The organism is Mesorhizobium sp. KR2-14 (assembly GCF_040049255.1).
GTDB lineage: Bacteria > Pseudomonadota > Alphaproteobacteria > Rhizobiales > Rhizobiaceae > Pseudaminobacter.
The window spans coordinates 681,658-700,475 of the sequence record NZ_JBDZDR010000001.1 but is presented as its reverse complement, the minus strand read 5'-3'; the positions used below and the strand labels follow the sequence as shown (position 1 = coordinate 700,475).

The window sequence follows — 18,818 nt, the reverse complement described above, 5'->3', positions numbered from 1 at the left end:
GGCTGAACAGATCGAGGCGCGCACTAGATCCGAGAGATCCGATCCCTTTTTGACGAAGCGAGGCATGCCATGGAGATCAAGAGAAGCGGTTCACAGCCGTCAGGCAAAGGGCCGGCAGACTGGTTCTCGGGCTCGGTCCGCATAGATCCGTTGTTTTCTCCGCCCGATCCGGCGCGGGTCATGGGTTCGCTGGTCACCTTCGAGCCGGGTGCACGCACCGCATGGCACACCCACCCGCTCGGCCAGACCCTGATCGTCACGTCCGGCCTTGGCTGGGTTCAGCGCGAGGGTGGGCCGGTCGAGGAGATCAGGCCGGGTGACGTGGTGTGGTTCGAGCCCGGCGAAAGGCATTGGCACGGCGCCACGCCCAGCACCGCGATGAGCCACATCGCCATCCAGGAAAAGCTCGACGGCTCCGCGGTCGACTGGATGGAAAAGGTCAGCGACGAGCAGTACCGGCGATAGCGCTGGTGTACTGAAGACGGTTGATCCGGGTCAATGACCCGGGTGCCGGGCGCTACGAGGATGGCGCTCCCATTGCGCAGCGGAGGCGAGCGGTGGAACACCACGCCGAGGTGTTGAGCGGAGGCGTATGGCAGCAGAGAATCCCGGGCTGGAGGGATCTTGTTGCAACGCTACTGCTGCTGAGCATCATTATTCTGCTCGGCATCGGTGCGCATCAAATGGTGGCGCCCGCCGCCCCCACCGAGGTCGCCGAGATTTCACTGTCGCCGACTGCCTTGCCGCTCTACACGCTTCGAACGATTACGCGGATGCTGATGGCGTTGCTCGCCTCGCTGGTCTTCACCTTCGTCTACGCGACCGTGGCGGCCAAGAGCCGGCGAGCCGAGATGGTCATGATCCCGATCCTGGATGTGCTCCAGTCGGTTCCGATCCTCGGCTATCTCTCCTTCACCGTCGTGTTCTTCGTTTCGCTGTTCCCTGGCAATGTGCTCGGGCCGGAACTGGCGGCCATCTTCGCCATCTTCACCAGCCAGGCCTGGAACATGACCTTCAGCTTCTACCAGGCGCTGAGGACCGTCCCGACCGATCTGGACGAAGTCAGCCGCAGCTTCCGGGACACTGGCTGGCAGCGCTTCTGGCGACTTGAAGTGCCGTTTGCGATGCCCGGGCTCATCTGGAACATGATGATGTCCATGTCGGGGGGCTGGTTCTTCGTCGTCGCTTCGGAGGCCATTTCTGTCGGCGATATTCATATCGCGCTGCCCGGCGTCGGGTCCTATGTGGCGCGCGCGATCCAGGAAAGTGATCTGCAGGCCATTGGCTGGGCAATTGCCGCAATGACGGTGGCCATCGTTCTTTACGATCAGCTGTTGTTCCGGCCGATGGTTGTGTGGGCAGAGAAATTCAGGTTCGAACAGACCGCGGCCCAGGTGGCGCCAAGAAGCTGGGTCCTTACCCTTTTTCGCCGCTCGCCTATGCTTAGCAGCCTTGCGGCCCCGGCATGGGTGGCATTGCGCAAGACGGCGCGAGCGCGAATGGCCCTCCCGCCGGCCATCACACGACTTGCCCTCTGGTCGCCACCGCGACTGCTTGTCGACGTCATCTGGTATGCCGCCCTGATCCTTGTGATCGGCTATGTCGTCATTTCGCTGCTTCGTTTTCTGGGTTCGGCCCTTTCCTGGGAGGATGCGAGGATCGCCATCAGCAATGGCTTGCTCACGCTTCTGCGCGTGGTCATTCTCGTCGCGCTTGCAACGCTTGTGTGGGTGCCGGTGGGCGTTGCCGTGGGGCTGCGGCCGAAGCTTGCGGGCCGCATTCAGCCCATTGCCCAGTTTCTCGCCGCCTTTCCGGCCAACCTGCTGTTCCCAGTCGCTGTGTACCTGATCGTAAGGTACAATCTGTCGCCGGTGATCTGGCTCAGCCCGCTGATGATCCTTGGGGCGCAGTGGTACATACTGTTCAACGTGATTGCGGGAGCCAGCGCATTTCCCTCCGATCTGCGGGAAGCAGCAGAGAGCCTTCGGGTCCGTCCCCGGCGCTGGTGGCGAGAGGTGATGCTGCCCGGCATCCTCCCTTATTACGTCACCGGCGCCATTACCGCCGCCGGCGGCGCCTGGAATGCCAGCATCGTCGCCGAATGGGCGAGCTGGGGGAACGTCAGGCTCAGCGCCTCCGGCCTTGGAGCCTACATTGCGGAAATGACCGCGACAGGCGACTATCCTCGGATTGCGCTCGGTGTCGTTGTCATGTCCATACTTGTCATTGCCATGAATCGCCTGCTGTGGCGCCCGCTCTATGCCTATGCGGAGCGGCGCTCGCGGCTGGATTGAGAGGGCGCCCGTGGGTGATGCTTCCTCACCGCCGATCATAGAGCTCGACAATATCTTCATGGCTTTTGCCAAGCCATCCGGCGAGCCGTTGCCGGTGCTTGCGGGCGTCAACCTCGTCTTGCGCGACGGAGAGATCCTGGGCCTGCTCGGCCGTTCGGGGTCGGGCAAGTCGACATTGCTGCGCATCGTGGGCGGTTTGATCCGGCCCACGTCGGGACAAGTGCTGTATCGTGGCGCGCCGTTGTCCGGCCCTTCACCCGGCATCGCGGTCGTATTCCAGACTTTCGCGCTCTACCCGTGGCTGACGGTGCTGGAAAATGTCGAGCTTGGCCTCGCCGCACTGGCTTTGTCCGACGAGGAGGAGCATCGCCGCGCTCTCTCCGCTATCGATCTCATAGGGCTGGAAGGCTTCCAGTCCGCCTATCCCCGCGAGCTTTCCGGCGGGATGAGGCAGCGCGTGGGCTTTGCCCGGGCGCTCGTCAGCGATCCGGTCCTGCTGCTCATGGACGAGCCGTTCTCGGCCCTGGACGTTCTCACGGCCGAGACGCTGAGAACGGATTTCCTCGACCTTTGGACCGAACACAAGCTGCCCATCAAGGCCGTGATGATGGTGACGCACAACATCGAGGAAGCGGTGTTGATGTGCGATCGCATTCTGGTGCTCGGCACCAATCCCGGCCACATCGCGGCCGAGATCGCGGTTCCGCTGCCGCAGCCGCGCAACCGGCTGGACGCAGCGTTCCACGCCATCGTTGACGAACTCTATTCCATCCTGACGGCCAGGATGACGCAGACGATCGACGCGCAAAGCCAACTGCATGGCGGTCTGGTCCAGCCATTGCCCGACGTCGCGATCAGTCGCCTCACCGGGTTCATCGAAAGGCTGAATGCGGTTCACGAGGGCTATGTCGAACTGGCGCATGTCAGCACGCCGCTTGCGTTCGAGACGAAAGACCTGTTCTCGCTGGCGGGAGCCTTGCACATTCTCGAGTTCGCCGAGTTGAAGGACGGGGCGATCAAGCTCACGGCGGCTGGACGGGTTTTCGCCGAGAGCGACGCCAGGGAGCGCAAGCGCCTGTTCAGGGAACATCTGCTGCGCTTCGTGCCGCTTGCCGCCCATATCCGCCAGGTGCTGGAAGAGCGCGCGGGGCACCAGGCGCCGCGGGAACGCTTCGAGCTGGAACTCCAGGATCACCTGAACAAGGGCGACACCGACAAGACCCTCCGTGCGGCCATCGGCTGGGGAAGATATGCCGAGCTCTTCCAATACGACGACCGTTCGCGAAGCTTCGGCCTGGGGCATCCCGGAGAATGACGGTCGCGAGTGGCTACAGGCCAGGCAGCGCGACCGTCGGGCACGAGCGCGCCCTACTTGCCGGGAACGATCGACGGGATGGGGATGAACAGCAGGTATTTGCGATCCTCGGCCACGGGCCTGAGCGCCTCGCCAAAGCGGGCAACGAACCCGTCGATCTCGCGTTTGGGCACAAGCACGCCGTCGCCGGGGGCGAGCCAGTCGGCCAGGGCCGCTGGCGTTTTCAACCGCGTGATCTTGCCTTCGCTGTAGAATTCGGCCGAGTAGCTGCGCCCGCCCACGATGGCCAGACGGCCGGTATCGGGGAAGGCGTCGACGAGGCGGCCTTCGGAGGGCAGGGCCGAGCGGTCCAGGCCGAGCATCGACACAACGACAATGCCCATGGAAGCCACCAGGACCTCCGCCACGCCGAGCTTCAGCCAGCCCGCCCCCGTGGGACCGGTCCGGACCCACAATATTACGCCCAGAAGGGCTGCCGCCGGCAAGCCAGGCAGCACATAGGCCAACAGAATGTTGGCGGCCGGGGTGAACAACGCCAGCGGCGCCAGCGCGAACAGAAGCAGGTACAGATGAAGGCCGTCGCCGTTTGGCATGCCCTGCTTTCGCAGCCGCCAGATCAGGAGAGGCAGCAGCGGGCTCCAGGGCAGGGTGGCGGCAATCCAGTATAGCCAGATCGTGCCCTTCGGGTGCGCGCGCCCTGCGCCGTAGAGATCGCCCGTCCAGCCGGGCTGCAGGAAGCGCTGGATATGCTCGCCGATCAGGAAATAGTGAAGGAAACCGGGCGTTGCGATTTCGGCGGCCACATACCAGGGGACGACCAGCACAGCCACCAGCGCGATACCTCCGACCCAGGGCAGGCGGGCGAGGTCTTTCCAGCCGCCGCGCCATAGCATCCAGATAGTGATCGGCATGAGCGACAGAACCGTGGCCACCGGCCCCTTGGCCAGGAGCCCGATGGCCAGGCCCAGAAAGAACAGCCAGCCCCAGCGGCGTTCTCCCTGCAGGCCACCGTAAAAGCCGGCCATGCAGGCCGTGACTCCAAGCGTCATCGCCATGTCGGTCTGGACGAAGGCCGCGGCGACGAAAAAGAGACCTGAGCTCGCGGCCACCAATACCGCGGCCGCCGCCGTCTGGCGGTCCGTCAGCGTGCAGGCCCAGCGCCACAGGATCAAAAGCGTCGCGATCGCCGAGAGCAGAATTCCCAGCCGCGCTGCAAAGGCGGTTGCCCCGAAAAGCGCGAGGCCCGCCGCCGAAAGCCAGGTGTGCAGCGGCGGTTTCGCCCAGAACGGCACGCCGTAGTCGAACTGCGGTGTGATCCAGTTGCCGGTTTCGACCATCTTGCGGGCGATTTCGGCATAGCGGGCTTCGGTCGGGTCCGTCAGTGGCACCCAGATCATCGCCAGCAGTCGAACGGCAAGAAGCAGGAGCAAGCCCCAAAGAATGGCGCGGCTTTTGGTCATGTCAGTTCAACGCACTTTCAAGCAGGATTTCGGCCTCGGCAGCACGGCTTTCAGGGGCATGGCCAAGGCATTGAATCGGGTCTGTGGCGTCGCCCGGATGCAGCATAACCAGGCATTGCGGCCCGGCCGCCGACAGCAGGCGCGGAAGCCGGCGCCTGACAGCGGCCGGATCGTCGAGGCGGAGAAAACCGGAAAAGTCGCTGTTCACGCGCAGGCCCGCGCGGGCGAATACCGTCCGCGCCCGTGCCGCGAAGGTCATGATGGCCAACACCTTGGCGCCGCCCGCGCACAGGTTGAGCCATCGCCCCGCCCATGTGGCGGGCAGCGGCACGCGCACCCATGTGTTTGGCCCGTAGGGTAATCTCGGGATCAGCGGCGCTATTGCCGGGAAGCAATGGCAATGTTGGTGGCCGTCGTAATAGTCGGGCAGGTTGCCGAAGAGGGCCACGAACTCTTCCACCTGACGGTGGAGCGAAGCGGCGATGCCGTCGGGCAGGCGGCCGCCCGGCCGTATCAGCTTGCCCAGTGGCGAGACCGGCCCGCTTTCCGGGAAGGGCTGCGTCAGGTTCAGATGAAGGCCGACCTGCGCGCCGTTGTCCCGCAACGCCCGAAGCCGGGCTATTGCACCAGGCTCGATCCTCCCATGGACCATGACCGATGTGCCGTCGAGCTTTCCTGCCGCCAGCAGCGACAGGATCACCTCGTCGTGCCTGCGGCCCAGTCCGAAATCATCCGCGATCCGCAACGGCGTGCCCCTTGCGGCTGATGTCTTCGGCCAGGATGTAGGGGGGGCGTTTCTTGGCCTCCAGGACGGACTTGCCGACATATTCGCCCAGAAGACCCAGGAAAATCATCTGGACACCCCCGAAGAAGGCAATCAGCGCAAGGACCGAAGCGATGCCGGACGGCACTGCGGGGAAGAAGAAATGCTGGATGACGATGTAGATGCCATAGGCCGCGCTGAGCAGGGCGATGGCGATCCCCGCCAGCGCCATCAGCCGCAGCGGCGTGGTGGTGAAGCTGGTGAAAGCATCGAGCGTCGTCAGCAGCAGGCGAAGCGGGTTGTAACTGCTCGTGCCCCGGGTGCGCGGGGGCGGCTCGAGCGGCAGGCCGGTCTGGCGAAAGCCGACCCAGCCATAGAGCCCCTTCATGAAGCGGTCGCTCTCCGGCAGGCGGCGCAGGGCGTTCATGAAGCGGTGGTTGATGAGGCGGAAATCGCCGGCATCGGGCGGGATCTCGTAGCGGACGTCGCGATTAATCACCCAGAAGAACAATTTCGAAAAGATTGACTTCGCCAGCCCTTCGGACGCGCGGCGGCTGGCCTTGTAGGCATAGACGCTGTCGGCCCCTTCGTTCAGCCAGATGCGGACGAAATCGGAAATCATTTCGGGCGGATGCTGGAGATCGGCGTCCATGAGAACGGCTGCATCGGCATATTCGGCGGCGTCTATCCCGGCCGACAGCGCTGCCTCCTTGCCGAAATTGCGCGAGAACTGGAGAAGACGGACCGACCGCGCGCCGAAATCATGCGCCTTGAGCAGGCCAAAACTGTCGTCGCTGCTGCCGTCGTCGATGAAGATGTAATCGACGGTGAGTGCAAACTCGGCGGAAACAGTGTCTGCAATGGCGTCGAGCCGGCCAAGAAGATCAGGCAGGCCCTCGGCTTCGTTGTAGACTGGAACGATGATGCAGAGCGTCTTTGCGGTCATGACGGGCTTTTAGCGAAAATCACCGCCGAGGAAATGGCGAAGTTTATGATCGAGGCCAGCCCGATCGCGAGTAGCAGCGCCGCAGCCAGTGGCAGGCCTGTATACAGCATCGTCTTCAGTAGAAAAGCCCGTAGCATGAAGATCAGGCCGCTCCAGCCCATGAAGAGCACATATCGGCGCACGATGTTGCTCGTCGCGTCCTCGAAAGTAATCCGGACGTGGAACAGGAACACGACAGACGCACTGACGATCATGGCCAGCCCCAGTGCCAAGGCCGGGTCCAGACCGAGCCAGCCCGTTGCCGCGAGCGTCACGACATAGTCGATCGCCGCGCCGATGGTGGAACCGCCAGCAAAGAGGGAAAATCGTTTCAGCATCATCCAAATGGTCTAGTCGAAACAGGTTCACGAATTCTCACGTGGACCTGCGCTCCTGTAGCCCATTTTCAGCAATTGCGGCAGATAAATCGAACCAGGCAGCCTGGCCAACGCAAGAAAATCGGTTCTTAGCGTGGCGGGCGGTCAATGGCGGCACAATGTGGGGGAAGGAGTGGCAAAAAGCAGCCGATGGCTTAGCCAGCCGGCGGCGGTCTCGGCGGGCCTGGCTGCGGCGGGAGCGCGTTAGCCGGCAGCCCTCACTTCATGCCCGTCGAGACCGTCCTTCGCGAAAGTCAGTGCGGGGCAGCCACCGCATGGATGAGTTCGCCGCACAGCTCGCGGCTGACATGATGCGAGATGTCGCCGAGCGCGAGCATGCCCACCATGCGCTTGTTCTCGTCGATTACCGGCAAGCGCCTGACCTGCTTTTCTTCCATGAGGTGGATGGCGTCCTCCAGGGGCTGGTCGGTGCGGCAATAGATTATGCCCTTGGGCATCACGTCCCGCGCTGTGAGGCGGGTTGGGTCCTTGCCACTGCCAAGCGCGCGGAGCGCCAGGTCGCGGTCGGTCACCATTCCTATCAGCCGGTCGTTTTCACCCACGGGCAGGGCGCCGATGTCCTGTTCCTTCATGAGGGCGGCGATCTGGGCGACCGACATTTCCGGGTCGATCCATTTGGTTCCCTTGTGCATCACGGTGGTGATATTCATCGTCTTCTCCTTGGTTATGCTGCCTTTCAGGAGCTGGCCGCCATCGAGGAAGCATCTCTGATGCCGTGTCCTAGGCGCCCTTGACCTCGATCTTCTTTTCAGCCTGCTTGGCTTCCATCGACTTGGGCAGCTTCAGCTTCAGCACGCCCTTGGTGAAGTTCGCCTCGATCTTGTCGGCATCCACGTCTTCGGGGAGATGGAAGGAACGCTGGAAAGATCCGAACCGGCGCTCGGACATGTGGAAGTCTTTGCGCTTTTCTTCCTTTTCCTCCTGCTTTTCGCCCCGGATCGTCAGCATGTCGTTGGCCAGCTTGACCTCCACGTCCTTTTCGTCGAGCCCGGGCAGTTCGGCGGTGATCTCGTACTCGTCTTCCTTCTCGGTCAGGTCGATCGCGGGCATGACCCGCCATTCGGATGGGCCGATGTGACGAGGCATTTCAAGCCCCAGCATCGACCGCCACGACGGGCGCGACAAAGGGCGGAAATCTTCGAACAGCCGGTCGATCTCCCGTTGCAGGCTTTCGAATGGAGACCACTCAGTGGTCATTGCCCGCGTGGTCTTTTCATTCTTTACAGGCACCTTGCTTGCAGGTTCAGCCATGGTCTTGCTCCTCTTCGGCAGTTTGGGCTCATCTTCGAGCCTGCTCGGCACGTTCCAGAGGCCGAGGACGAGTGCGGTTGCGCTGTCGGTAGGCCTCGTTCGCGGGCAGGCATTCGCCTCTGGAAAAATGACAATCAAACCCCTTTCCGGTGGGCCTTTCATTGATGGGAGTCAAAGCGCGCGTTGAGGTTGGTCGTCGCGCTCGCCACGAAGTCCGCTGCGGCATTGCGCCGACCCTCAGCATGGCCTAGGGCTGCCCTGAACGGCATGGACAATCCTTCGGCATGTTTTCTTTTCTCTTCCGGCCTGTCCGGCAAAACCAGTTCGCCCGCCGGTGGCCGTCGCGAGGCGGCGAGGCCGGTCTGGGGCGAGGAAGGCTTTGATGGATGAGCTTGCTGTGTTCGGTGGCCTGTTTGCCGTCGGCTTCCTGGCCGCGACGCTACTGCCGATGCAGTCGGAAGCGGCGCTGGCCGGAGCCTTGGCCGTGGGATCGTTTTCGCCGGCGGGACTGGTGCTGGCCGCAAGTGCCGGCAATATCCTCGGCTCCGTGGTCAATTGGCTGATCGGCCGCCGCATCGAGGCTTTTGCCGGCCGCCGCTGGTTTCCGGCGAGCCCGCGGATGCTCGACCGCGCCACCGCGTGGTATCGGCGCTACGGCCGGTGGTCGCTGCTGCTGAGCTGGGCGCCCGTGGTGGGCGACCCGCTGACGCTGGTGGCGGGGGTGCTGCGCGAGCCGCTGTGGAGCTTCGTTGCGCTGGTGGCGGTGGCCAAGACAGCGCGCTACCTGACAGTGGCGGCGGCTGTTTCAAGCCTTTGGTGAGTGCAGGGAGCCTTCGGATGAAAACCCCGACGGCGGCTGTCAGAGCCGTGGCCGGGCGACGCGGTAGGCGGCGATGCGCCGGCGGCGGCTGCTGTTCGATGCCGAGATCAGGGCATCCTTGGCCAAAAGGCCTCCCACCTTGGCGAAATTGAAGAACGCCTTGCGCGCATCCTCTGCGGATGCCTGGTCCAAGCTGGCGGAAAAGCAGGCGTTCAGCGCGCGCTGGTACACCGGCCCCTGGCGGCCGATGGGCCACGCAAGCAGAAAGTCGAGCGCTTCGTCGACGCCGTAGATTTCGATGACCGGCTGTCCGGCCTCGGTCACCAGTCGCACCGGCATCAGGAATTGCAGGCTGTCCATCATTTCCTCCAGCTACCCCAATTCGAACAGAATGCCCGCACCGCGTGCGGCTTCTGCAAAGGCCTTTCGCGCATCCTCGGGTCTTCTTTCGCCGCGCAATACCTCCAGGCAGGCCTGCCGCGCGTCCCTATGCTGCTGGGTGCCGGCGCTTGGCCAGTGGTTCATGAGTATATCCAACGCCTGCCGAGCATTGGATATGTTGCGAACATCATGCGTCAAGCCGACGGAAACTGGAACCGGCTTGTCGAACCATCCGAAAATCTGATCTGTGTCCATGGCGACACCCCCCAATTTTCTGCGCATGTCTCAACGCATGACGGCGCGGGAGGTTGCATGCGGAAGCAGGCATTCGCGGCAATCCGAAGGGGGCCGCTTGCGCGACCATTCAGTCGACGGGGACGGTCACCGCCGGGGCTGCGAAACGTCCGATGGACCGTGTCGTGGTCCGCGCAGGCGGTGTCGTTTTCGCGCTCGCCGGCCACCGGCGTCGGTGATTTGATGGCGGTGTTCGAGGTGCCGGTTTCCGGAGCGCTCAGGCCCGTTTTAAAGCCTTCGGGCCAAGCTCCAATTCCTTCAAACCAAGCATCGTGCCCGCGGCGGACCGGACCCCGATTTCGGGGTCGGTTCCCAATGAGTGCGTGCGAGGCAAAGACGGGAAGGGACCGCCCGCGAATGTCGTCAACCTGGCCTGCCAGGCGGGCGCCGAGGGGTAGGTGGTTGCGCATGGCAGACCCTGGCGGACCTGCGCGACGATCCGATTTTGAGGTCTCCGCACGGCCGGTCCCATGCAACAAATGATCAGGAGCGGCGCATGACCGTGGTTCCTTTCCCGCAGGCCTCCAGTGAGATCGACCCAATCGACGGCCTGGTGGCGTCCCATCGTCCCGGCTACGGCCTGGCTCGCGCGTTCTACAAGGACCCGGCCATCTACGACCGCGACATGGAGCGCGTGTTCCGCCGCCATTGGCACTGCCTGGGGCATGCCAACATCATTCCCAACCCTGGCGACTTCGAACTGTTCAAGATCGACAGCGAGGCCGTGATCCTTTCGCGTGCCGAGGACGGCACGATCCACGCGATGCTCAACGTCTGCCGCCATCGCGGCGCCGAGGTCTGCACCAAGCCCAAGGGCAATGCCAAATTCTTCGTGTGCCCCTATCACGCCTGGACCTATTCCAACGACGGCAGCCTGCGCGCCGCGCGGCTGATGCCGAAGGATTTCGACCGCTCCGCCCATGGGCTGAAGAAGCTGCATGTGCGCGTGGCCGAGGGGCTGGTGTTCATCTGCCTTGCCGAGAAGCCGCTGGACTTCGAGCCGATCGCCGAGCAGTTGCGCACGAGCTGCGGCCAGTATGGCTGGGCGGACGCCAAGGTTGCCTACCGCCAGACCTATCCGGTCGCCGCGAACTGGAAGCTTGCGGTGGAGAACTATGTCGAGTGCTACCATTGCGGGCCGGCGCATCCCGAATACTCCAAGACGCATGCGCTGGAGCAGCCGCTGCACATGATCGAGAAGCTGAACGCCGCGATGGAGGAGCGCACCTGCGCGCTGGGCATCGAGATCGTCAGCGCCGACAACTGGCAGACTTCCGCCAAGGGCCAGGAGGCGATTCACAGCTTCCGCTATGCGCTTTACGACGGCGTTTCGAGCGGCAGCGAGGACGGCTCGCCGGTGGCGCCGCTGATGGGCCGCTTCACCGACTATGACGGCGGCGTGACCTCGATCCATCTCGGCGGCACGACCTTCCTGGTCTGCTATCCCGACCATGGCATGATCTACCGCTTCATTCCCAAGACGGTGGACACCTGCGAGATGGAGCTGATCTGGCTGGTGCGCGGCGATGCCGAGGAGGGCAGGGACTACGACCTCGAAAAGCTGATCTGGCTGTGGAAGGTCACCACCGAGGAAGACAAGAAGATCATCGAGCACACCGCGCACGGCGTGGCTTCGCGCTACTTCGAACCCGGGCCGATCGCGCCGATGGAGCACAACGAACTGCGCTACATCGGCTGGTATCTGGACGAGATCAGCCGGCCCTGACGGGCCTTTGCCGACCTGCCTCGGCGGTTGGGCTCACAGGCTGTGCAGGGTGGTTGCGCCGTGCACGGCCGCGGGCTCGAATGAATAATCATGGAGCGATTGTTCGCAACCTCGCAGGATTGAAGGCTCAATCGTCGTTCGAGGCGTTCAGTTCGTCCGGACGCAGGCCGTCCTCTGCATCGCGGTCATAGAGCACTGCGCGCACGAAGATGGTGTTGGCTGCGCCGGGTTCGATGGAGAAGACCCCGAACTGCGGGGCTTCCGGCTCCTGATGGGGAATGTGCAGCGCCACGCCGTCGCCGGGTGTATCCACTGCGGAAAGCGTGAACGTCACGCCGTTGCCCAGCGTGACCTCGATTTCGTCGGCGTCGATTTTGGTCGTCTTGCCGCCGCGAACGGCGCGGAAACGGACCGCGCCGTGGCTACCTTTGTGTTGCTGGTCCATGCCGCTTTCCGGAGCCCGGCTGCCCCGAACTGGCGGGAAGCCGCGGCCCTAACCCCTTGGTTTGGCGCGTGATCCTTGCAAAACAAGTGTGCTACTTTTCAGCTCGTTGCGCCAGCGGAGATTTCGGAAATGCGGAATTCCCGCGGTTGATCAGACGTCCTTGTAGATGACGTAGAGCTTGCGCACCTTTTCGTGGACCGTCCACTCGCCGCGCCAGCCCTTGGGCAGCACCAGCACCTCGCCGGGGCGAACTTCCTGGGTGCGGCCGTCGGGGCCATGCAGCGAGACGCGGCCCGACACGATGTGGCAGGTCTCGGAGTTGTCCTCGCGCACGGCGGTGAAGCGGCCGGGGGTGCACTCCCAGACGCCGATCTCCAGCTTGCCATCCGGCGAGGTCCACAGCGTCTTGGCCGCCTCTTCCTGGTTGCCCTCGACCGAGGTGGGCTTGGGCTCCGGGGCGCCAAGATCGATGTTGGCGAGGTGGGCGAAGGTCTGGAATTCGATCATGGCAATCTCCGGATGGTCGTTAAAATACTAAGTTCTTGAAGTTGTTCTGATTTCTCAGAAGACCACCGGGCTTAGTGCCCGGTGATGCTGTCGGCGAGGGCTGCCAGCTTCGAAGTTTGCTGGAGGCCGGCTTCCTCGCGCTCGTCGGCGATGCGGTAGAGTTGGTACATGGAATGTACGCCCAGCCAGCGCATCGGCTCGGGCTCCCACTTGCGCACCCGGCGGTTGACCCAGGGCAGGCGGGTGAGCTCGGTGTCGCGGCGCAGGATGAGATCGCGCAGCGTGCGGCCCGAAAGGTTGGAGCTTGAGACGCCCAGGCCCACATAGCCGCCTGCCCAGGCGATGCCGGTTTCCTCGTCGAGCCCGGCGGTGGTGCACCAGTCGCGCGGCACGCCCAGCACGCCGCACCAGGCATGGTCGATCTTGAGATCGCGGGTCTGCGGCAAGAGCCGCATCAGGATCTTGTAGAGCGCGTCGATGGTTTCCTGCTGCGTCTGGCCGCGCACGTCGGTCTTCGAGCCAAACCGATAGGGCACGCCGCGCCCGCCCATGGTGATGCGGCCCTCGCGGGTGCGCTGGGCGTAGCAATAAGCGTGTGCGGCATCGCCGAGCAGTTCGTGGCCGTTCCAGCCGATCTCGTCCCACAGCGATTGCGGCAGCGGCTCGGTGATGATCTGGGCGCTGTTGAGCGGTAGCCACAGCCGCTCGTTGCCCGGAATGCCGGCGGTAAAACCTTCCGTGGCCCGCACGATGATGGGTGCGCGCACCGTGCCGCGATCGGTCGTGACCTTGCCCTTCTCGAGGCCGAGCACCGTGGTCTGCTCGTAGATCGGCACGCCGAGGCGCTCGACGGTGTGGGCCAGGCCGCGCACCAGCTTGGCCGGCTGCACCCGCGCCATGCCGCGCAGCACATAGGCGCCCTGCACATTGTGAATGTTGATGCGTTCGCGTGCTTCCTGCGCGCTGAGGAACGCAATGCGGTCGGCCGGCATGTCCCAGGTCTTGGCCTGTTCGTATTCCGCCTTTGCACGCTCAAGCTGGGGCTTGTTGGTGGCGACAGTGATGTTGTCGACGCGCATGATGTCGGCGTCGATGCCCTCGGCCTCGGTCACCGAAATCACCTCATTGACCGTGCCATACATGGCAAGCTGCATGTCCACCACAGCGCCGCGGGTCGAGGTTTTCAGGTATTTTTCCCGCGACCAGCCGAAGCCGCCCGACAGCCAGCCGCCATTGCGACCGGAAGCGCCGAAGCCGGCGAATTCCTTTTCCACGATGGCGATGCGGATCGAGGGATCGGCCTTCTTGAGGTAGTAGGCCGTCCACAGGCCGGTGAAGCCGGCGCCCACGATGCAGACATCGGCTTCGAGATCGCCGGGCAGGGGGGCTCGGTAGGAAGGTACGCCGCCTATGTCGGCGTACCAGAAGGAGATGTTGCCGTTTGTCTTGGCTTGCATGTGGTGAGGTCCGGCTTGGGTGAAAATCAGGTCAGCGTGAGGTCGGCGCGCTCGTCGTCGGCGAGCAGCTTGGAATCGGCGATCGACCAGCGCACATCGACCTCGTCTCCGATCGAGAAGGAGGCGGCTTCCAGCGGCGAGCGCACGATGGCGACCGAGCCGTCCTTGAGCGTGACCTGGTATTTGGAGCCGGAGCCGAGATAGATCGCCTCGCTCACCCGGCCGGCCAGGCTGTTGTGGCCATCGGCCAGCGGTGCGCCGGCAGCGGCCAGCGCCAGCTTTTCCGGCCGCAGCAGGATGACCGGCTTGCGCCCGTCGGAAAGATGTCCTTTCGCCACCGCCTTCTGGCCGGCGATGGTGAGGCCGGTCTCGCCGCCCGCGGCTTCGGCGGTGCCGCGCAGGGTGGTGGATTCGCCTATGAACTTGCCTACGAACAGCGTGGCCGGCTCGTCGTAGAGCTCGCGTCCGGTGCCGATCTGCTCGATGCGGCCCTGGTTGAAGACCGCGATGCGGTCGGACAGAACCAGCGCTTCCTCCTGGTCGTGGGTGACGTAGACGAAGGTGGTGCCGAGTTCGCGGTGGATGCGCTTGATTTCAAGCTGCAGCCATTCGCGCAGCTTCTTGTCCAATGCGCCCAGCGGCTCGTCCATGAGCAGCAGCGGCGGGTCGAACACGATGGCGCGTGCCAGCGCCACGCGCTGCTGCTGGCCGCCCGACAGTTCGCTTGGATAGCGATGCGCGAAATCGGCCATCTTGACCATGTCGAGGGCCAGCGCCACGCGGCGGTCGCGCTCGGCCTTGTCCACGCCCCGGAGGGTGAGCGGATAGGCCACGTTCTTGCCCACGGTCATGTGCGGGAACAGCGCGTAGTGCTGGAACACGACGCCGATGTTGCGCTTGTGGGCCGGCACGCCGACGATGCTCTGGCCGCCGACGGAGAGCTGGCCGGCGGTGAGGTCGGTGAAGCCCGCGACGACATTGAGCGTCGTGGTCTTGCCTGAGCCGCTGGGGCCCAGCAGGGTCATGAACTCGCCCGGCTCGATGTGCAGGCTGACATCGTTGAGGGCGACGAAATTGCCGTAGCGCTTGGTGGCGTTGCGGATGTCGATGGCCGCGCCGCGTTCCCTGGTCTTCGAGGGGGACATGTTGGTTGTGTGCATGTCAGCTTCTTTTCGATTTCGAGCCGATGAGCAGCCCTGCAGTGATGATCAGCGACGTGGCCAGGAAGATGATGGTTCCGACGGCCGCGACCGTCGGGTCGGCGTCACGGGTGATGCTGGTGAAGATCTGCACGGGCAGGGTCTTCAGGTAGGGGCTGGTGATGAACAGCGCCACGATGATCTCGTCGAACGAGGTGACGAAGGCAAACAGCAGCCCCGAGAGGATGCCGGGCGCGATCAGCGGCAGCGTGATGGTGCGGAAGGTGGTGAAGCGGTTCGCGCCGAGGCTGGCGGCGGCCGTTTCAAGCCGCACGTCGAAGACCTCAAGGCTGGCCGACACGGCGATGATGACGAAGGGGATCGCCAGCATGGTGTGTGCGATGACGAAGCCGAGCGTGGTGCCGACGAGCTGGTAGTTGAGGTAGACCGCATAGACGCCGATGGCCAGCACCACGCCGGGCACGATCATGGGCGTGATCAGCAGCGCACGCAGGATGCCGGCGCCCGAATGCTTCATGCGGCTGAGCCCCAGAGATGCCAGCGTGCCGATGAAGGTGGCAACGATGGCGACGATGCCAGCCACCTTCAGCGAGTTGACGAAGCTCGTGAGCCACTCCGGATTGGTGAAGAAATTGACGTACCACTGCCAGGAGAAGCCGGCGGGCGGGAAGGCCAGTGACTTCTTCTCGTTGAACGACATGGGGATGACGACCAGCGTCGGCATCACCAGCCAGATGGCGACGAGCAGGCAGAACAGGCCGAGAATGATGCGGAAGGGCTTCATTTTCACGACCTCGCAGACTTCTTGTGGCGCTGGCGCATGAACGGTGCGGCGACCGCCAGCAGCACGAAGGTCGACATCAGCAGCACCACGCCCATGGCGCCGCCGCGGCCCCAGTTGAGCAGGCTGAGCACCTGGTTCTGCACGAGCGTGGACAGCATGGTGCTGCGCGGGCCGCCGAGCAGGGCCGGCGTGATGTAGAAGCCGAGCGCCAGGATGAAGACGATGATGGCACCGGCGAAGACGCCGGGCAGCGACAGCGGCAGATAGACCTGCAGGAAGGCGAGCGAGGGCCGCGCGCCGAGGCTGCGTGCGGCCTGGACCAGCCTGAGGTCGATGCCGCGCATGACGGAATAGAGCGGCAGGATCATGAAGGGCAGGAGCACCTGCGCCATGCCGATGACGACGCCGGTGGGGGTGCGGATGAGCTTCACCGCGCCGAAGCCGAGCGACTTGATGATGGTATTGATGACGCCGGAATCCTGCAGCAGGATCACCCAGGCCAACGTGCGCACCACGCCGCTGACCCAGAACGGCACCAGCACGCACAGGATGAGCAGCAGCCGCATGCGCGGCCCCACCACCGTCATAAGATAGGCGTAGGGGTAGGCCGCGACGACGCAGACGATGGCGACCCAGGCCGAGATGGAGAAGGTGCGGGCCAGGACCGTGAGGTTGACGGGGGTGGAAAAGAACCAGACGTAGTTCTGCAGCCCCCATTCCGGTTCGGAGAAGCTGCGCAACACGATGGTGAGCAGCGGATAGCCCATTGCCGCGATGAGAAGCAGGACCGCCGGCGCCGTCAGCAGTGACGGATAGGCGGCCAGCCGCCAGCGCCGCGGCGCTGCGCTGCCTGCGGACCGGGGGCTAGGCCCCCCGGTCATGGTCATGTCGATTGTCTGGTTCACGCTTTACAGCCCCGGTCTGACGATGCGGCTTAGTTGCCGGACATCAACGCCGTCCACTTTTCAGAGGCGGCATCGAAGTTCTCGACCCAGAACTTGATGTTCTGCTGGTAGCCCTGCTTCACGCGCTCGGGCGTGTTGGTCAGGAAGGCGGCGACCGACGGATCGACCTTCGGCTGGGCCTCGTCATGGATCGGCGAGTAGGAGGTCTGCTCGGTCAGCACTTCCTGCGCCTGCTTGCCCAGATAGGCGTTGATGAGCGCGTAGGAAGCTTCCGTGTCCTTGACGCCGACCGGAATGGTCATCTGGTCCATCACGACCATCCAGTCCTGCCAGACCGGCGTGTATTCCGCGCCGTTCTTCACGGCGGTCATGGCGCGGCCGGTCCACATCATGATCATGTCGGCTTCGCCGGACTCGGCGAGCTGCTGCGATTCCGCGCCGGTCTTCCAGAAGATGGTGTCCGGGCCGAGCGCCTTGATCTTGGCGATGCCGCGGTCGATGTCGGCAGCGGTCATGTTCTCAACCGAGCCGCCGTCGGCCAGAACGCCCTGCTCGATGAGGCCGCCCAGCGGGTCGCCGCTGCCGTCGATGGCGCGGATGCCGGGGAACTTCTCGGTGTCGAAGAAATCCTTCCAGTCCTTGGGCGGATTGTCCTTGTAGGTGTCGTTCTTGTACATCAGGACGATGCCGTAGTTCATCGCCGGCACGCTGCACTCGCCGACCTGGCCGGGCGGAATGTGCGAGATGTCGAGCTTGGAGAAGTCGAGCTTCTGGAACAGCGTGCCGCAGTGCACGTAGGGCGGGAAGTCGGCGGTGTCGACGACGTCCCAGGTGACATTGCCGGATTCGACCTGCGCCTGCAGCTTGGCGATCTCAGTCGGGCCGTCATTGAGCAGCGTAACGCCGGTCCTGTCGACGAATTCCTTCATCGCCGCGACCTGGCCGTCCTGGTAGATGCCGCCATAGGAGACGAAGGTCAGCGTCTTGCCCTTGAGCGAACCGTCCACGATGGTGCCGGCGGGCGGCGCATCCTGCGCCACGGCGGCAGTGGCGAGCATGGCAAGCGCCGAGGCGCTGGCAATGCCCATAATCGACTTATGGATCATTTATTCCTCCGATAACCCGCTGTCTGTTTTTGAATGCCCGGATGCGAGCGATTTCCGGGCCACATATTGATCGAGTTCGACGGCTTCGCTGGTGGGGGGCGCAATCACCCACAGCACCTCGGCCGGCTTGTCGCCAACATTCCTCGCCTTGTGCGGCGTTGCGGTTGAGTATTCGATGCTGTCGCCTTCATCGAGGATGAAGCGCTCGTCGCCGAGGGTCAGCTCCAGCCGGCCTCGCAGCACTATGAACATCTCATGCGCGTTGCCATGCGTGTAGAGCAGGTCCCCTGTAGAGCCGCCGACGGCGAACTCGCCCGAATAGACTTCCATTTCGTGGATCGGACGACGCGAGAGCATCGTCTTGCGATAGCCTTCGCTGAGGGCCAGGGCAGGGCGTTCGGCACGGTTCAGGACCCTGTGCGGCGACACTTCCCCTTCATCGAAAAGGTTGGAGACGCTTATGCCGAGCGCATTGGCGATCAGCATCAGCGTGCTGGTGTTGGCGCCAGAGCGACCCCGCTCGAGCTGGCTCAGGAAGCTGGCCGTGGTGCCGACCATCTCGCCCAGCTGCCGCAAGGTCAGGCGCCTGGCGGTGCGAAACGCCTTCACGCGCTCGCCCAACAGCGGCGGGCGCGGCTGCATTCCGGCTTCCCCGGCCGTGGCAGATTGCTCCTCCGAAAGCTTCAATCTATCCTCTATTCCTACCCACTTTACAGCTTATGAAGTGGTGTCCGGCGCGGTCAAGTATGAATCTGCGGCGGCATCAT

Annotated in this window: 21 protein-coding genes; 5 read left to right on the top strand and 16 right to left on the bottom strand. The window is 63.9% G+C overall.

The annotated features are described in order from the left end of the window. Positions 1-69 precede the first annotated feature (69 nt). The 3 genes from ABLE86_RS03245 (at position 70) to ABLE86_RS03235 (ending at position 3,609) form a co-directional block, all read left to right on the top strand. On the top strand, positions 70-465 hold the full coding sequence (locus ABLE86_RS03245) for a cupin domain-containing protein (RefSeq protein ID WP_348777463.1): 396 nt from the start codon (positions 70-72) through the stop codon (positions 463-465). Between the two features lie 218 nt (positions 466-683). Beyond that, on the top strand, positions 684-2,294 hold the full coding sequence (locus tag ABLE86_RS03240) for an ABC transporter permease subunit (RefSeq protein WP_348777462.1): 1,611 nt from the start codon (positions 684-686) through the stop codon (positions 2,292-2,294). Between the two features lie 58 nt (positions 2,295-2,352). After that, complete coding sequence (locus ABLE86_RS03235) at positions 2,353-3,609, top strand: nitrate/sulfonate/bicarbonate ABC transporter ATP-binding protein (protein WP_348777738.1); 1,257 nt, start codon at positions 2,353-2,355, stop codon at positions 3,607-3,609. Positions 3,610-3,662: 53 nt separating this feature from the next. Here ABLE86_RS03235 and ABLE86_RS03230 read toward each other — a convergent pair whose 3' ends face one another. The 6 genes from ABLE86_RS03230 to ABLE86_RS03205 all read right to left on the bottom strand — a co-directional run bounded on the left by ABLE86_RS03230 (position 3,663) and on the right by ABLE86_RS03205 (position 8,466). Beyond that, a complete protein-coding gene (locus ABLE86_RS03230; protein WP_348777461.1) occupies positions 3,663-5,069 on the bottom strand; it encodes a glycosyltransferase family 39 protein in 1,407 nt (468 codons plus the stop codon). Between the two features lies 1 nt (position 5,070). Next, positions 5,071-5,814, bottom strand: a complete 744-nt coding sequence (locus ABLE86_RS03225; RefSeq protein WP_348777460.1) for a ChbG/HpnK family deacetylase — start codon at positions 5,812-5,814, stop codon at positions 5,071-5,073. Next, the gene (locus ABLE86_RS03220; RefSeq protein ID WP_348777459.1) at positions 5,798-6,778 is read right to left on the bottom strand and encodes a glycosyltransferase family 2 protein; all 981 of its coding nucleotides are present in this window, start codon (positions 6,776-6,778) and stop codon (positions 5,798-5,800) included. Before ABLE86_RS03220 ends, ABLE86_RS03225 begins: the two co-directional genes overlap by 17 nt. Continuing rightward, entirely contained in the window at positions 6,775-7,155 is a 381-nt protein-coding gene (locus ABLE86_RS03215) for a GtrA family protein (RefSeq protein WP_348777737.1), read from the bottom strand. The genes ABLE86_RS03220 and ABLE86_RS03215 overlap by 4 nt, the downstream gene beginning before the upstream one ends. Positions 7,156-7,448: 293 nt before the next feature. Beyond that, complete coding sequence (locus ABLE86_RS03210; protein ID WP_348777458.1) at positions 7,449-7,865, bottom strand: CBS domain-containing protein; 417 nt, start codon at positions 7,863-7,865, stop codon at positions 7,449-7,451. Between the two features lie 70 nt (positions 7,866-7,935). Beyond that, a complete protein-coding gene (locus tag ABLE86_RS03205) occupies positions 7,936-8,466 on the bottom strand; it encodes an Hsp20/alpha crystallin family protein (protein ID WP_348777457.1) in 531 nt (176 codons plus the stop codon). 382 nt (positions 8,467-8,848) lie between these two features. Between ABLE86_RS03205 and ABLE86_RS03200 the strand changes: the two genes are divergently transcribed. Then, a complete protein-coding gene (locus ABLE86_RS03200; RefSeq protein ID WP_348777456.1) occupies positions 8,849-9,286 on the top strand; it encodes a YqaA family protein in 438 nt (145 codons plus the stop codon). 39 nt (positions 9,287-9,325) lie between these two features. On the opposite strand, the gene ABLE86_RS03195 is transcribed toward ABLE86_RS03200, so the two are convergent. Both ABLE86_RS03195 and ABLE86_RS03190 read right to left on the bottom strand, forming a co-directional pair. Next, on the bottom strand, positions 9,326-9,646 hold the full coding sequence (locus ABLE86_RS03195) for a DUF982 domain-containing protein (protein ID WP_348777455.1): 321 nt from the start codon (positions 9,644-9,646) through the stop codon (positions 9,326-9,328). A 12-nt stretch (positions 9,647-9,658) separates the two neighbouring features. Then, positions 9,659-9,922, bottom strand: coding sequence for a DUF982 domain-containing protein (locus ABLE86_RS03190; RefSeq protein ID WP_348777454.1), 264 nt, complete (start codon positions 9,920-9,922; stop codon positions 9,659-9,661). Positions 9,923-10,457: 535 nt separating this feature from the next. Here ABLE86_RS03190 and ABLE86_RS03185 point away from each other — a divergent pair. Then, a complete protein-coding gene (locus tag ABLE86_RS03185; protein ID WP_348777453.1) occupies positions 10,458-11,687 on the top strand; it encodes an aromatic ring-hydroxylating dioxygenase subunit alpha in 1,230 nt (409 codons plus the stop codon). Between the two features lie 127 nt (positions 11,688-11,814). Here ABLE86_RS03185 and ABLE86_RS03180 read toward each other — a convergent pair whose 3' ends face one another. From ABLE86_RS03180 to ABLE86_RS03145, 8 genes are all read right to left on the bottom strand, one after another. Continuing rightward, positions 11,815-12,132: a hypothetical protein gene (locus tag ABLE86_RS03180; protein WP_348777452.1), complete on the bottom strand. Its 318-nt coding sequence runs from the start codon at positions 12,130-12,132 to the stop codon at positions 11,815-11,817. A 150-nt stretch (positions 12,133-12,282) separates the two neighbouring features. Then, on the bottom strand, positions 12,283-12,639 hold the full coding sequence (locus ABLE86_RS03175; RefSeq protein ID WP_348777451.1) for a cupin domain-containing protein: 357 nt from the start codon (positions 12,637-12,639) through the stop codon (positions 12,283-12,285). Between the two features lie 71 nt (positions 12,640-12,710). Next, complete coding sequence (locus ABLE86_RS03170; protein WP_348777450.1) at positions 12,711-14,096, bottom strand: FAD-binding oxidoreductase; 1,386 nt, start codon at positions 14,094-14,096, stop codon at positions 12,711-12,713. 26 nt (positions 14,097-14,122) lie between these two features. Beyond that, complete coding sequence (locus ABLE86_RS03165; protein WP_348777449.1) at positions 14,123-15,256, bottom strand: ABC transporter ATP-binding protein; 1,134 nt, start codon at positions 15,254-15,256, stop codon at positions 14,123-14,125. Between the two features lies 1 nt (position 15,257). Then, positions 15,258-16,046: an ABC transporter permease gene (locus tag ABLE86_RS03160; protein WP_348777448.1), complete on the bottom strand. Its 789-nt coding sequence runs from the start codon at positions 16,044-16,046 to the stop codon at positions 15,258-15,260. Further along, positions 16,043-16,927, bottom strand: a complete 885-nt coding sequence (locus tag ABLE86_RS03155; protein ID WP_348777736.1) for an ABC transporter permease — start codon at positions 16,925-16,927, stop codon at positions 16,043-16,045. The genes ABLE86_RS03160 and ABLE86_RS03155 overlap by 4 nt, the downstream gene beginning before the upstream one ends. 47 nt (positions 16,928-16,974) lie before the next feature. After that, a complete protein-coding gene (locus ABLE86_RS03150) occupies positions 16,975-18,051 on the bottom strand; it encodes an extracellular solute-binding protein (protein WP_348777447.1) in 1,077 nt (358 codons plus the stop codon). Further along, entirely contained in the window at positions 18,052-18,693 is a 642-nt protein-coding gene (locus ABLE86_RS03145; RefSeq protein ID WP_348777446.1) for an XRE family transcriptional regulator, read from the bottom strand. It lies immediately after the preceding gene. Between the last annotated feature and the right edge of the window lie 125 nt (positions 18,694-18,818).